Origin of the sequence: Streptomyces sichuanensis (assembly GCF_020328095.1) — a bacterium.
Lineage (GTDB): Bacteria > Actinomycetota > Actinomycetes > Streptomycetales > Streptomycetaceae > Streptomyces > Streptomyces cinnamoneus.
On record NZ_JAIXMK010000103.1, the window covers coordinates 1 to 12,698 of the forward strand.

Consider the following 12,698-nt stretch of genomic DNA (forward strand, 5'->3'; position numbering starts at 1 on the left):
GAGCGGGGTTTGTTTCGCGCCTTCCGGCGTGTCCACTACGTTAGCGGATTTCCCTTGCGGCTCCTAATCGAGCCGGTCCTCGTTCTCTTTTCGACGCACCGAAGGCGCAGCGAAAGAGAGCCCGATTCGGGAAGTCTCTGCAGTAGTGGTTGTTGCCGCCGATCGGTACGCGCTCGCAGCGCTGCCCGTCTCCAGCGGCTTGCCTACGTTAGGGCCTCGCGGCTCAGGAGTCAAGCACCTGCCTGCGGCCTGCCCTTACTCCTGTCCCGCGGGACGTGGGCGCGGTAGGGACTGACCGTCGGGTCGCCGTCCGTCCAGAAGCGCCAGGGGTGGATCGCGCCCTCGCCGCCGACGCCCGTACGGGGGCCTCTCCGCACCCGGCGGGCCGGGACGGGGGTGCCCTCCAGGACCGACAGCGGGGCGCCGGGGCCGGCGCACACGTCCGTGCCGTTCAGTGCGCGGTCCACGTCGAGGGCCGTGGCGAGGCGCGCCGGTCCCTGGGCCAGCTCGTGGTCGCGGCGGGCCTTCGGGCGGCGCTCGCGGGCGAGGTCGACGCCCTTGATCACCTCGCCGCCCCGGAGCAGCACGCCGCTGGCGGTCCCTTCGGGGCCGCAGACGAGGTTGAGGCTGAACCACATGCCGTAGATGAAGTAGACGTAGGCGTGGCCGGGCGGCCCGAACATCGAGGCGTTCCGCTCCGTGCGGCCGCGGTAGGCGTGGGATCCGGGGTCGGCCTCGCCCGCGTATGCCTCGACCTCGGTGATGCGGAGCTCGATCTGTCCCTCGGGGCTCGTCCGGACGAGTGTGCGGCCGAGGAGCTCGGGGGCGACCTCCAGGACGGGACGGTCGAAGAACTCCCGGGCGAGTGGCATACGGTCAGGCGCGGCAATCATGCCGGTCGAGCGTACTGGAAGGACCCGGAAGGCGGGTCCGGGGAGGAAGAGCGCAGTGGTTTTCAAGAAGCTCATGGCGAGCCTCGGTGCGGGTGGCGCGTCCGTCGAGACGGTGCTGTTCGAGGAGAACGTCGTCCCGGGTGGCGTGGTGCAGGGTGAGGTGCGCATTCAGGGCGGCACCGTCGCGCAGCAGATCGAGGGGCTCTCCGTGGGGCTGCAGGCCCGGGTCGAGGTGGAGGGCGAGGACGGCGAGTACAAGCAGGACGTCGAGTTCACGCGCGTCCAGCTCGGTGGGGCGTTCGAGGTGCAGCCGGGAGCGGTGCACTCGGTGCCGTTCGGGCTGGAGATTCCCTGGGAGACGCCGATCACGACCTTCCTGGGCCGGCACCTGACGGGGATGAGCGTGGGCGTGACGACCCACCTGGCGATCGCCCGTGCCGTGGACTCCGGGGACCTCGATCCGGTGAACGTCCACCCGATCCCGGCGCAGCAGGCCATTCTCGACGCCTTCGGGCAGCTGGGCTTCGCCTTCAAGAGCGCCGACCTCGAAAAGGGGCACATCAGCGGGACGCGGCAGCGGCTGCCCTTCTACCAGGAGATCGAGTTCCACGCCCCGTCGCAGTACCGGGGGCTGAACGAGGTCGAGCTGTCGTTCGTCGCGGACGGCCGTGAGATGGACGTCGTGCTGGAGATGGACAAGAAGCCGGGGATGTTCGGCTCGGGCAGCGACACCTACCGGTCGTTCACGGTGGACCTGCAGGCGTACGCGCAGACCGACTGGGCGGCGTACCTGAACCAGTGGCTCGCCGAGGTCGGCGGGAAGCGCAACTGGTTCTGATCCCCCTCTATGGGAGCGGCGTGTCTCTCCGGGGGACGGTCGTGGGACCCCTGCACAGGGGTCCCACGCTTCCCTCAGCTCAGCAGCACCGTCAGCGGCGCGTCCTTGCCGGACCAGAAGTCGACGGCCTCGCCGAGGATGGTCTCTGCCGTGCGGGCGTCGGCCGGGGCGCCCTTGCGGAAGGTGTCCCAGTCCTCCGCCAGCAGCAGGACGCCGCGCAGGTGGCCGGTCTCCCGCCACCAGGAGAGGTCGGTGAGGCAGTCGGCGAGGGCGTCCCAGTTGTGGCCGAACCAGTCGGGGAAGTCCAGGTCGGCGGCACAGCGGGCGAGGAAGGCAGCCTTGTCGTGGACGCCGTCGAGCCGTAGCCGGGCCCCTTTCCATTCGGCTCGGGCGGCGAGCGCCATGACGTCCGAGGGGGCGTCGGTGGGGGGAAGGCGGTAGACGCCGGGGGGTGTGGAGCCCTCGAGGACGCCGGGGAGTCCGGGGGCGGGCAGCAGGCCGGTCATGGGTGCACCACCGCTTCGAAGGTCTGGTAGTGGTCGCTGGTGTAGAAGCGTTCGGCGTGTTCCCCGGTGATGATGCGTCGGGCGCCGCGGTTGCGGGAGCCGGGGGTGGGGACGGTGTACTCGTGGTAGTAGCCGCGGGCCTGCCGGGGGAGCCGGTTCTCGTGGTTGCCGAAGACGGAGCCGTCCTTCTCGTAGGGGAAGGGGCCGCCCGCGGCGATGAGTTCGAGGGTACGGCGGGCCTCGGGGGGCAGCCGGTCCTCGGTGACGGTCTTCATGCCCTTCGCCCAGGAGGGCACCGTGGCGGAGGGGTTCTTCTCCGTCTTCTGGTTCCCCGGGGAGCATGCGGGAAGGAGCAGGAGGGGCAGGGCGGTCAGCAGGACGGTCAGCGCGCGCATGAGACGGCTCGCCGGTCGTCGGTGTTCCGTTCCGTGCCGTCGCGGTGGTTGTCGTCCTTTTTGCCGAAGTACATGAAGCACACTCCCTATGGTCGCAGTCCGTACCGGCGTGCCCTCGTTAGGCTGGCGCTTTCATCTGTCCGCGCGTACTGGAGGTGTCCCAGTGTCCGACGTGTCCGAGCAGAAGCGACGACCGCTGCCCCACGATTTTCATCCGCCGGTGCCCTCATTCGCCGTGGTGAGCGATGACGTGGCGCTGGGCGCGAAGCTGAAGGACGATCAGGTGTATGCCGGGGGGAACGTCTCGCCCGAGCTGCGCTGGGACGGCTTCCCCCCGGAGACGAAGAGCTTCGCCGTGACGTGTTTCGACCCGGACGCACCGACGGGCAGCGGGTTCTGGCACTGGGTGCTGTTCGACATCCCGGCGACGGTGACCGAGCTTCCCACCGGTGCCGGCAGCGGTGACATGAAGGGGCTTCCCGAGGGCGCGGTGCACGTGCGCAACGACTATGGGACGCGGGACTTCGGCGGCGCCGCGCCGCCGCCCGGGGACGGGCCGCACCGGTACGTGTTCACGGTGTACGCGGTGGACCAGGAGAAGCTGGGTCCGGATGCGGACGCCACGCCGGCGGTGGTGGGCTTCCACCTGCGCTTCCACGCGCTGGCGCGGGCGCAGCTGATCGGCGAGTACGAGGCGCCGGCCGCGGGCTGAGGTCCGTACGCCCCGTCAGGCGCGCCGTGGCGACCGGAAATTCCGTTGCGTCCCGCCGCTCCCGGATCGCACAGTGGTGGTGCTTGACCGGCGGCTCCGCATGGCCGTCGGGTGGCAGACACCGCAGTGGCGGGGGCGGCGGGGCGCGTGTGCGCCGGCCGTCTGCCGGAGGCCGGCCTGGGTGCCGGGTGGCCGCGTCTGTCGCCGAACGCTCCGGGCCCGTGTGTCCACGGGGGAAGGGCCCGGAGCGTTACCCCCCTTCCGGCTCTTACTTGAGCAGCATCTGAACGATCGCCACGATGCCGACGGCGACGATGACGCCGCGCAGGACGGTGGGCGAGAGGCGGCGGCCGATCCTGGCGCCTATCTGGCCGCCGACGGTGGAGCCGACGGCGATGAGCAGGACGGCCGTCCAGTCGACGTCGGCGACAAAGACGAACAAGAGCGCCGCGACGCTGTTGACGACGACGCCGATGACGTTCTTGAGGGCGTTGATGCGCTGGAGTTCGTCGTTGAGCAGGACGCCCATGAGGGAGAGGTACATGACGCCCTGGGCGGCGCCGAAGTAGCCGCCGTAGGCGCTGGCGACGAGCAGTCCGGCGAGGAGGGCGGGGCCGCCGTCGCTGGGGGCCGCGGTGCCGTTGCGCTCGCGGCGGCGGGCGAGGGCGCGGGCGAGCCGGGGCTGCAGGACGACCAGGACGAGGGCGAGGGCGATGAGGACGGGCACGATCGCGTCGAACGCCTTCGACGGGAGGGCGAGCAGGAGGATCGCGCCGGCCAGGCCGCCGATGAGGCCGACGATGCCGAAGCGGATGACGCGGCGTCGCTGGCCGCCCAGTTCGTGGCGGTATCCGATGGCGCCGCTGATGTTGCCCGGTACGAGGCCGAGGGTGTTGGAGACGTTGGCGGTGATCGGGGGCAGTCCGGTGGCGAGGAGCACCGGGAAGGTGAAGAGGGTGCCCGAGCCGACGATGGTGTTGATGGTGCCCGCGCCGACGCCGGCGGCGAGGACCGCGAGTGCTTCCCAGATGGACAAGGCCATCTCCTTCAGGTCAGTGTGTCGCCTCCCCGCCGTCAGAGGTCGGGGGGCCGCACCGATCATGCATGAGATGGATCAAGCCTGAACAGGCGAGGGCGCGTGGGCGGCTCAGTCGATGGTGGGCCGCTCGCGGCGCGGGCTCTCCTTCGGGGGCTTGGTGCCGCCGCCTCCGCCGCCGGTCATGGGGCCGAAGTTGCCGACGGCGCCGCTGAGTCCCTTGAGGGCGTCGCCGATTTCGCTGGGGACGATCCAGAGCTTGTTGGCGTCGCCCTCGGCGATCTTCGGGAGCATCTGGAGGTACTGGTAGGCGAGCAGCTTCTCGTCGGCGTCGCCGGCGTGGATGGACTCGAAGACCGTGCGGATCGCCTGGGCCTCGCCCTCGGCGCGGAGGGCGGCGGCGCGGGCCTCGCCCTCGGCGCGCAGGATCGCGGACTGCTTCTCGCCCTCGGCGGTGAGGATCTGCGACTGGCGGATGCCCTCGGCGGTGAGGATCGCGGCGCGCTTGTCGCGGTCGGCGCGCATCTGCTTCTCCATCGAGTCCTGGATGGAGGTGGGCGGCTCGATGGCCTTGAGCTCGACGCGGTTGACGCGGATGCCCCACTTGCCGGTGGCCTCGTCCAGGACGCCGCGGAGGGCGGCGTTGATCTCCTCGCGGGAGGTGAGGGTCCGCTCCAGGTCCATGCCGCCGATGATGTTGCGCAGGGTGGTGACGGTGAGCTGCTCGATGGCCTGGATGAAGCTGGAGACCTCGTAGGTCGCCGCGCGGGCGTCGGTCACCTGGTAGTAGATGACGGTGTCGATGTTGACGACGAGGTTGTCCTGGGTGATCACCGGCTGCGGCGGGAACGGCACGACCTGCTCGCGGAGGTCGATGCGGTTGCGGATGGAGTCGATGAACGGGACGACGATGTTCAGGCCCGCGTTGAGGGTGCGGGTGTAGCGGCCGAAGCGCTCGACGATGGCGGCGCTGGCCTGTGGGATGACCTGCACCGTCTTCATGAGGGCGATGAAGACGAGCACCACCAGGATGATCAGGACGATGATGATCGGTTCCATCGTGGCTCCAGCTCCCCGTGCCGTTGTCGTTGTGGTGATCGGGCCTGTCGTCGATCGCGGCGGTGACCGCCGGTCGCCGGTGGTTGATCGTCGTGGTGGAGTCTTTCAGAAGCCGGTGCCGGCGTGCAGCCGTTGAGGCCGACTCGTCCACATGGCGACGGTTTCGGCCTTCACATCACGACGGCCGTCGCGCCGTCGATCTCGACGACGTCCACGTGCTGCCCCACCTCGTAGGCGCGCTCCTCGTCGAGGGCGCGCGCGGACCAGATCTCCCCGGCCAGCTTGATGCGGCCGCCGCTGCCGTCGACCCGCTCCAGGACGACGGCCTGGCGGCCCCTGAGGGCGTCGATGCCCGACTTGTGCTCGGGCCGGCGGGAGCGCTGCCGGTTGGCGATCGGGCGCACGACCGCGATGAGGGCGACGGAGACGACGGCGAAGACCACGACCTGGGCCACCATGCCGCCGTGCAGGGCCGCCGTGATCGCGGCGGCGACGGCGCCGACCGCGAACATGCCGAACTCCGGCATCGCGGTGACGACCAGGGGAATGCCCAGCCCGACGGCGGCCACGAGCCACCACACCCATGTGTCCACATGGTCATGGTAGGGGCGTGGGCCGCCCCGGGGACAGGGCGCCGGGGGGCGCGGCTCTGCCCCCGGCCCGTCAGGCCATCGGCAGGCCCTGGGCGGTCCAGCGGTCGCCGCGGCGCTCGACGACCAGGGGCAGGCCGAAGCAGTGGGAAAGGTTGCGGGAGGTGAGTTCGAGCTCCAGGGGGCCGGCCGCGAGCACCTTGCCCTGACGGATCATCAGGACGTGGGTGAAGCCGGGGGCGATCTCCTCGACGTGGTGGGTGACCATGACCATCGAGGGGGCGAGCGGGTCGCGGGCGAGCCGGCCGAGGCGGCGCACGAGGTCCTCGCGGCCGCCGAGGTCGAGGCCGGCGGCGGGCTCGTCGAGCATCAGCAGCTCGGGGTCGGTCATCATCGCGCGGGCGATGAGGGTGCGCTTGCGCTCGCCCTCGGAGAGGGTGCCGAACTTGCGGTCCAGGTACTCGGTCATGCCGAGGACGTCGAGGAAGGCACGGGCGCGCTGCTCGTCGACGTCCTCGTAGTCCTCCTGCCAGGTGGCCGTCATGCCGTAGGCGGCGGTCAGCACGGTCTGCAGGACGGTCTGGCTGCGCGGCAGCTTGTCGGCGAGCGCGATGCCGGCCATGCCGATGCGCGGGCGCAGCTCGAAGACGTCGACGGCGCCGAGCTTCTCGCCGAGGATCCGGGCGGTGCCCTTGGTCGGGAAGAGGTAGCTGGAGGCGACATTGAGGAGGGTGGTCTTGCCGGCGCCGTTGGGGCCGAGGATCACCCAGCGCTCGCCCTCCTTGACCGACCAGGAGACCTGGTCCACCAGAGCCCGGCCCTCGCGGACCACGGATACGTCCACCAGTTCCAGCACATCGCTCATGAGCGCGTTGTCTCCCATTGCAGTCGCGTCGTCGCTTGCGCCTGTCGGCGCAGCCCCCAAGGAAAAACCTACGCCACCGGTCATCGGAGCCAGTCCTTAGGCTGGGGGCCATGCTCGATGAACATCGCTCAGGACGGCTCACTGCGTGGGGAAATGCACTGCTTGCCGGATTTGTCGCCCCGGATGACGCGGCGCACCACATCACCGGACGTGACGCGGTCCACCGTGTCGCCGGTCTGCCCGGCGAGTCGGGTCCGGTGGGGCTGACCCTGGCCCTGGGCCGGTTGCGGGCGCTCGGGGCGAGCGGGCTCCGGCTGGCGCTCCCCGCTCCGGGGCACCCCCTGGGGCTGAGCGGGCCCCCGGAGTTCAACGCGCGCGCCCTGGAGGCCGGGGAAGCGGTGATCGCCCAGGGCGCCGCGCTGGGGCTCGTGCCGGAGGTGCACGAGGCCGGGCCCGAGGGCGATGTGCACGTGGAGGTGGTGTGGCACTGCCTGCCCGTGCGGGAGGCCGCCCCGGCGGACGTGCCGTCGCTGTCGGAGGCCGAGCGGGAGCTGGCGGAGGCACTGCGGGACGCGACCGAGGTGCTCACCCGGCTGGACGTGGCCGGTTCGGGGCCGGTGGCCCAGGCTGCGCTGGAGGCGTACCGGGCGCGGGCCGAGCGGGGCCGGGAGGTGCTGGCGCCGGGTTACCCGCCGCGAGCGGTGCGGGTGCTGGAGCTGGCGCAGCGGGTCGGGGCGCTGATCGCGATCGCGTACGAGCCCGGGGACCGCGAGGGCCGGGAGCACGGCGGCGCGGTGAGCGCGTCGGAGATCGCTGCGCGGGCGGCGGCGCTGCGGCCGGTGGAGCGCACGGCCCGGCGGGCACAGGTGGCGGCGTACAACGCGATCGTGGAGGAGCGGGACCGGCGCCGGGGCTGACGGCACCGGCGCCGGGGACGGGAAGGCCCCGTGGACCGCGCGGTCCACGGGGCCTTCCCCTGTGCGCTCGTACGCCCCCTCGGGGGCGCGGAGCGTCAGTCCTTAGTGGCCACCCTCGTGGTGGTGGTGGCCGCCGTCGTGGTGACCGTGGTCGTCGTGGTGGCCGCGTTCGTGACTGCTGTGGTGGTGCTCGAACTCGTGGTGCTCCTCGCGCCCCTTCACGTCGCCGTTGATGCAGGTGTTCCCGAAGGTGGGGTTGAGCAGGGCGATGATGTCGATGGTGTTCCCGCAGATGTTGATCGGGATGTCGATCGGCACCTGGATGACATTGCCCGACACGACGCCCGGGGAGCCCTTCGCGACGCCGGAGGCCAGAGCTCCGCCGAAGTCGTCGTCGCTGGCGACGGCGGGCACGACGGAGGCGCTAACGGCGACACCTGCGGCGGCCAGAGCGAGGGCGGCCTTCTTGGCAGTGTTCATGTGGTGGTCTTCCTTTTGATGACTGACCTGGTCGGGCCCTGCCGCGGGCCCTGCACACGTATGAACGCCAATGCACCGCCGATGGCACGGCCATCGGCGGTTTTTGCCCTCATTCGGACGATTGATCACCCTCGAACGTCGGCTCCGCCGGAGCGGAGCCGACCGCACCTCGGGGTGAGGAAGTGCTGATTACTCGTTGACGCAGGTGTTGCCGGCCGCCGTGTTGAACAGGCCGACCACGCTGATGGTGTTGCCGCAGACGTTGACCGGGACCTCGACGGGAACCTGGACGACGTTGCCGGAGACGACACCAGGCGAGTTCTTCGCCACGCCGTCCGCGCCGTGCCCGCCGTGCGCGGAGGCGGCACCGGCGCCGGCGAGGGCGAGACCGCCCACGGCGAGCGTGACAGCAGCGGCCTTCTTCATGTTCTTCACTCTTCCTGTGACCTTCCTGAGTGTTCTGCCAGAGCGTCGCCACGGCCAGCCGCCGCGGTTACGCCATGGAAAACGGGCCAGGGCCATTCGGGTTGCGCCGTCAGGCGGCTTATCACACGACCGCATGAATCTCTGATCAGAACGCGACGTTCCGCAACCGCCCCCGGGCCCCCGGTCTCAGGCGCCGATGCCCTGGCGGACGGCCCACAGCGCCGCCTGGGTGCGGTCGGCGAGGTCGAGCTTCATCAGGATGTTCGACACGTGCGTCTTGACGGTCTTCTCGGACAGCACCAGCGCCCGGGCGATCTCCCGGTTGGAGCGGCCGTCCGCGATCAGGGCGAGCACCTCGCGCTCCCGCTCGGTGAGCGCGTTGCCCCTGCCCTGGCCCCCGCCGCCCGTGTCGTCCTGGGACAGCAGGGCCTCGGCCACCTCCGGCTGCAGCAGGACGTGCCCGGCGTGCACGGACCTGATGGCCCCGGCGAGGGCGTCCGGGTCCACGTCCTTGTAGACGTAGCCGGCCGCACCGGCCCGCAGGGCGGGGATCACCGTGCGCTGCTCGGTGAAGCTCGTGACGATCAGCACCCGGGCCGGGTTGGCCAGCTCCCGGAGCCTGCGCAGCGCCTCGATGCCGTCCGTGCCGGGCATCTTCACGTCCATGAGGACGACGTCCGGGCGCAGCTCCTCGGCGCACGCGACGCCCTCGGCGCCGTCGGCGGCCTCCCCCACCACCTCGATGTCGTCCTGGACCTCCAGGAAGGTGCGCAGGCCCCTGCGGACCACCTGGTGGTCGTCCACCAGCAGCACCTTGATCACGCGGTTCTCAGCCACCGGGCACCTCCATTTCGATCGTGGTGCCCTTTCCGGGCTCCGAGACGACCCTGAGTCTGCCGCCGACGCCGCTCGCGCGGTCCCGCATGGACACCAGGCCCAGGTGGCGGCCGGCCCGGCGGACGGCGGAGGGCCTGAAGCCGCACCCGTCGTCGCTCACGCGCAGGGCAGCGCCCTGGCCGCGGCGGGAGAGGGTGACGGTCACGGCGCCGGCGCCGGAGTGGCGCAGGGCGTTGTGCAGGGCCTCCTGCGCCACGCGCAGCAGCGCCTCCTCCTGCGCGGCCGGCAGGGCCCGTACGCCCTGGGCGTCGAAGGTGACGCGGGCGGCGTGCGCGCGGTCGAGGACCTTGATCTGGGTGCGCAGGGTGGCGACGAGGCCGTCCTCGTCGAGGCCGGCGGGGCGCAGCTCCACCACGGCGGCGCTCAGCTCGTCGGCGGCCTCGGCGGCGAGCCGGGCGACCTGGTGCAGTTCGTCCTTGGCGCGGGCGGGGTCGCGGTCGACGAGGGCGGTGGCGGCCTGGGCGGTCAGGCGCAGCGAGAACAGCTTCTGGGAGACGGCGTCGTGCAGCTCGTGGGCGAGGCGGGCGCGCTCGCCGGCGATGGTCAGCTCGCGGCTGCGCTCGTAGAGCCGGGCGTTGGTCAGCGCTATGGCGGCGTGCTGGGCGAGGACGCCGAGGAGCTGCTCGTCCTCGGGGGTGAAGGCGCAGCCGCCGGCCGGCTTGGGGCAGTTCTTGTTGGCGAGGAAGAGGGCCCCGAGGATCTCGTCGCCGTCGGCGACGGGCATGCCGATGAAGTCGCTCATCTCCGGGTGGGCGGCCGGCCAGCCCTCGAAGCGGGGGTCCTTGCGGACGTCGCCGAGGCGCTGCGGGGTGGCCTCCTGGAGCATCGCGGCGAGGATGCCGTGCTGCCGGGGCAGCGGGCCGATGGCCTTCCACTCCTCGTCGTCGATGCCGTCGACGACGAACTGGGCGAAGCCCCCGTGGTCGTCGGGGACACCGAGGGCCGCGTACTCGGCGTCGAGGAGCTCGCGGGCCGAGACGACGATGGTGTGGAGGACGTCGCGCACCTCCAGGTGCCGGCTCATGGCGAGGAGTGCGGTGCTCACGGCCGTCAGGCCGGAGCGGGGGCCGTTGGTCATGGGATCACCGTACCGAGCGGTGCCCGGGCGGGGATCGGGCCCGGGGCGGCCGGGACGTCGGTCCTCGGGCCTAGGCCGGTCGGCCCGTGGGCAGACTCCCGGCATGTCTATACCAATGCAGTGGACGCCCACGCACGGCGAGCCCTACCGGCCCGTGCCCTACCGGCCCGCACGGATGCCCGCCGCGGAGTCGCTCGCCCGCGCCGCCGAGCTGCGGGAGCGGATGGGCGGCCGGCGGACCGTGCGGCGGTTCTCCTCCGACCCGGTGCCCGAGCAGGTGGTGCGGGACGCCATCGCGTGTGCCGCCACGGCGCCCTCCGGGGCGCACCAGCAGCCGTGGACGTTCGTCCTCGTCAAGGACCCCGCGGTGCGGCGGCGCATCCGGCGGGCGGCGGAGGAAGAGGAGCGGATCTCCTACGACGGGCGGCTGGGCGAGGAGTGGCTGGCGGCGCTGCGGCCGCTGGGGACGGACGAGGTCAAGCCGCACCTGACGGACGCCCCGGCGCTGATCGTGGTCTTTCAGCAGCGCTACTGGCTGGGTGAGGGCGGGGAGCGGCGCAAGCACTACTACGTGGACGAGTCGGTGGGCATCGCGGTCGGGATGCTGCTGTCCGCGCTGCACCTGTCGGGGCTGGCGGCGCTGGTGCACACGCCGAGCCCGATGCGGTTCCTGTCGGAGGTGCTGGGCCGGCCGGTGAACGAGAAGGCGTTCGCGGTCGTCCCGGTGGGGTATCCGGCCCCCGACTGCGAGGTGCCGGACCTGGTGCGCAAGAGCCTGGATCAGGTGCTGGTGGAGATCTGAGCCCCACCCCCGTCCACGATCGTTTTGGATCGCAAACGCTCTGCACCGGAGCGGCCACACCGGGTGAGCATCGCAGCTCCCCGGTGTGAGCCCGCTCATGGGACGCACATCACGTACGAAGCCGCCTAGTGGAGCCGTAAAGCGCCCATAAGCCTCGCTCCGAGCAGGGACGGGGCCCTTTGTGCGGGACCTTCGTCCCGGGACGCACAACGAAGCCGCTTAGTACGAGACACCTTTGCCACATGTTTTTGCAGCCGCTAACAATTGCCCAGCCGCAGGGCGCCGTCGATCGACGCGGCGCTTTTTCCGCGCCGATCAGGGCCACTGCGACTCAAGCGATTGGAAGAGGTTCAGCTCAAGATGCGCTCCCCCATCTCCGGTTATAGCCGTCTCACCAAGACCCACAAGTTCTCCGCCGCCGGCATCGCCGCGGCAGGCGTCGCCGCCCTGGCCTTCGCCGTCGTCCCCGGCGGCTCCGCCGACGCCGAGCAGAAGAACGTCGCCGTCAAGCCGGTGGCCTGGAACGCCACGGCCTTCGGGGAGACCCAGCAGGGCGAGCTGACCAAGCAGTCGGACAACGCCGCCAAGAAGGCCAAGGCCGACGCCGAGGCCAAGAAGAAGGCCGAGGCCGAGGCCGCCGCCAAGGCGAAGGCCGACAAGGAGCGCGCCGAGAAGGAGGCCGCGAGCCGGTCCCAGGAGCGCAAGCCCGTCGCGGCCGCGCCCGCTCCGGCTCCCGCCCCCAAGACCTACGCCAACAACCTCGACGGCTGGATCAAGCAGTCGCTGGACATCATGAAGGCCAAGGGCATCCCCGGCTCGTACGACGGCATCTACCGCAACATCATGCGGGAGTCGACCGGCAACCCCAAGGCCATCAACCTCTGGGACTCCAACGCCGCCAAGGGCATCCCCTCCAAGGGCCTGCTCCAGGTGATCGACCCGACCTTCAAGGCGTACCACGTCGAGGGCACGTCCTGGGACATCTACGACCCGGTCGCCAACATCACCGCCGCGTGCAACTACGCGTGGAAGGTCTACGGCTCCATGGACAACGTCAACTCGGCGTACTAAAGGAGCTCGTACCGGCCTCTGATCAAGGCTGTGACCAGCACATATGCCGCAGGGCGGCACCCGGGACCGGGTGCCGCCCTGCGGCATATCCATGCATGGCCCGCTACTTGCGCATGACCTCGGGCTCGTGGCG

The 12,698-nt window shown here is 71.1% G+C and carries 16 protein-coding genes; 5 read left to right on the plus strand and 11 right to left on the minus strand.

The genetic code is table 11. From position 1 onward, the window contains the following. Positions 1-230 precede the first annotated feature (230 nt). Positions 231-893, minus strand: coding sequence for a DNA-3-methyladenine glycosylase (locus tag LE181_RS24760; protein WP_225663702.1), 663 nt, complete (start codon positions 891-893; stop codon positions 231-233). Positions 894-948: 55 nt separating this feature from the next. Between LE181_RS24760 and LE181_RS24765 the strand changes: the two genes are divergently transcribed. Further along, on the plus strand, positions 949-1,731 hold the full coding sequence (locus tag LE181_RS24765) for a sporulation protein (protein WP_225663703.1): 783 nt from the start codon (positions 949-951) through the stop codon (positions 1,729-1,731). Between the two features lie 74 nt (positions 1,732-1,805). On the opposite strand, the gene LE181_RS24770 is transcribed toward LE181_RS24765, so the two are convergent. Both LE181_RS24770 and LE181_RS24775 read right to left on the minus strand, forming a co-directional pair. Continuing rightward, positions 1,806-2,237, minus strand: coding sequence for a barstar family protein (locus LE181_RS24770; RefSeq protein WP_225663704.1), 432 nt, complete (start codon positions 2,235-2,237; stop codon positions 1,806-1,808). Continuing rightward, positions 2,234-2,632, minus strand: coding sequence for a guanyl-specific ribonuclease (locus LE181_RS24775; protein WP_225663705.1), 399 nt, complete (start codon positions 2,630-2,632; stop codon positions 2,234-2,236). Before LE181_RS24775 ends, LE181_RS24770 begins: the two co-directional genes overlap by 4 nt. A gap of 172 nt (positions 2,633-2,804) precedes the next feature. Here LE181_RS24775 and LE181_RS24780 point away from each other — a divergent pair, with 172 nt between their 5' ends. Beyond that, positions 2,805-3,344, plus strand: a complete 540-nt coding sequence (locus tag LE181_RS24780) for a YbhB/YbcL family Raf kinase inhibitor-like protein (RefSeq protein WP_225663716.1) — start codon at positions 2,805-2,807, stop codon at positions 3,342-3,344. Between the two features lie 268 nt (positions 3,345-3,612). On the opposite strand, the gene LE181_RS24785 is transcribed toward LE181_RS24780, so the two are convergent. The 4 genes from LE181_RS24785 to LE181_RS24800 form a co-directional block, all read right to left on the minus strand. Further along, positions 3,613-4,386, minus strand: a complete 774-nt coding sequence (locus LE181_RS24785) for a sulfite exporter TauE/SafE family protein (RefSeq protein ID WP_225663706.1) — start codon at positions 4,384-4,386, stop codon at positions 3,613-3,615. 105 nt (positions 4,387-4,491) lie between these two features. Beyond that, positions 4,492-5,439 carry an SPFH domain-containing protein gene (locus tag LE181_RS24790; protein WP_225663707.1) on the minus strand — a complete coding sequence of 316 codons (948 nt, stop codon included), beginning with the start codon at positions 5,437-5,439 and terminating at the stop codon, positions 4,492-4,494. A gap of 170 nt (positions 5,440-5,609) precedes the next feature. Next, positions 5,610-6,032: an NfeD family protein gene (locus tag LE181_RS24795; protein ID WP_225663708.1), complete on the minus strand. Its 423-nt coding sequence runs from the start codon at positions 6,030-6,032 to the stop codon at positions 5,610-5,612. Between the two features lie 70 nt (positions 6,033-6,102). Continuing rightward, positions 6,103-6,912, minus strand: coding sequence for an ABC transporter ATP-binding protein (locus LE181_RS24800; protein WP_225663709.1), 810 nt, complete (start codon positions 6,910-6,912; stop codon positions 6,103-6,105). Between the two features lie 92 nt (positions 6,913-7,004). Here LE181_RS24800 and LE181_RS24805 point away from each other — a divergent pair, with 92 nt between their 5' ends. Continuing rightward, positions 7,005-7,811, plus strand: coding sequence for an Rv1486c family protein (locus LE181_RS24805; RefSeq protein ID WP_225663710.1), 807 nt, complete (start codon positions 7,005-7,007; stop codon positions 7,809-7,811). A 102-nt stretch (positions 7,812-7,913) separates the two neighbouring features. Here LE181_RS24805 and LE181_RS24810 read toward each other — a convergent pair whose 3' ends face one another. The 4 genes from LE181_RS24810 to LE181_RS24825 all read right to left on the minus strand — a co-directional run bounded on the left by LE181_RS24810 (position 7,914) and on the right by LE181_RS24825 (position 10,692). Next, complete coding sequence (locus LE181_RS24810; protein WP_225663711.1) at positions 7,914-8,291, minus strand: chaplin; 378 nt, start codon at positions 8,289-8,291, stop codon at positions 7,914-7,916. A gap of 189 nt (positions 8,292-8,480) precedes the next feature. Continuing rightward, positions 8,481-8,726, minus strand: a complete 246-nt coding sequence (locus LE181_RS24815; protein ID WP_225663712.1) for a chaplin — start codon at positions 8,724-8,726, stop codon at positions 8,481-8,483. Between the two features lie 177 nt (positions 8,727-8,903). Beyond that, on the minus strand, positions 8,904-9,554 hold the full coding sequence (locus LE181_RS24820) for a response regulator (RefSeq protein WP_308103350.1): 651 nt from the start codon (positions 9,552-9,554) through the stop codon (positions 8,904-8,906). Continuing rightward, positions 9,547-10,692, minus strand: a complete 1,146-nt coding sequence (locus LE181_RS24825) for a GAF domain-containing sensor histidine kinase (RefSeq protein WP_225663713.1) — start codon at positions 10,690-10,692, stop codon at positions 9,547-9,549. Before LE181_RS24825 ends, LE181_RS24820 begins: the two co-directional genes overlap by 8 nt. 103 nt (positions 10,693-10,795) lie before the next feature. Between LE181_RS24825 and LE181_RS24830 the strand changes: the two genes are divergently transcribed. Together LE181_RS24830 and LE181_RS24835 are read left to right on the plus strand one after the other, a co-directional pair. Beyond that, positions 10,796-11,494: a nitroreductase family protein gene (locus LE181_RS24830; protein WP_225663714.1), complete on the plus strand. Its 699-nt coding sequence runs from the start codon at positions 10,796-10,798 to the stop codon at positions 11,492-11,494. A 360-nt stretch (positions 11,495-11,854) separates the two neighbouring features. Next, a complete protein-coding gene (locus tag LE181_RS24835; protein WP_225663715.1) occupies positions 11,855-12,565 on the plus strand; it encodes a transglycosylase SLT domain-containing protein in 711 nt (236 codons plus the stop codon). The last annotated feature ends 133 nt before the right edge of the window (positions 12,566-12,698 follow it).

Coding starts and splice junctions, on each gene's coding strand:
- LE181_RS24775 (WP_225663705.1), bottom strand. CDS start 2,632: ATGCGCGCGCTGACCGTCCTGCTGACCGCCCTGCCCCTCCTGCTCCTT.
- LE181_RS24835 (WP_225663715.1), top strand. CDS start 11,855: ATGCGCTCCCCCATCTCCGGTTATAGCCGTCTCACCAAGACCCACAAG.
- LE181_RS24800 (WP_225663709.1), bottom strand. CDS start 6,912: ATGGGAGACAACGCGCTCATGAGCGATGTGCTGGAACTGGTGGACGTA.
- LE181_RS24770 (WP_225663704.1), bottom strand. CDS start 2,237: ATGACCGGCCTGCTGCCCGCCCCCGGACTCCCCGGCGTCCTCGAGGGC.
- LE181_RS24790 (WP_225663707.1), bottom strand. CDS start 5,439: ATGGAACCGATCATCATCGTCCTGATCATCCTGGTGGTGCTCGTCTTC.
- LE181_RS24760 (WP_225663702.1), bottom strand. CDS start 893: ATGATTGCCGCGCCTGACCGTATGCCACTCGCCCGGGAGTTCTTCGAC.
- LE181_RS24830 (WP_225663714.1), top strand. CDS start 10,796: ATGTCTATACCAATGCAGTGGACGCCCACGCACGGCGAGCCCTACCGG.
- LE181_RS24805 (WP_225663710.1), top strand. CDS start 7,005: ATGCTCGATGAACATCGCTCAGGACGGCTCACTGCGTGGGGAAATGCA.
- LE181_RS24785 (WP_225663706.1), bottom strand. CDS start 4,386: ATGGCCTTGTCCATCTGGGAAGCACTCGCGGTCCTCGCCGCCGGCGTC.
- LE181_RS24825 (WP_225663713.1), bottom strand. CDS start 10,692: ATGACCAACGGCCCCCGCTCCGGCCTGACGGCCGTGAGCACCGCACTC.
- LE181_RS24810 (WP_225663711.1), bottom strand. CDS start 8,291: ATGAACACTGCCAAGAAGGCCGCCCTCGCTCTGGCCGCCGCAGGTGTC.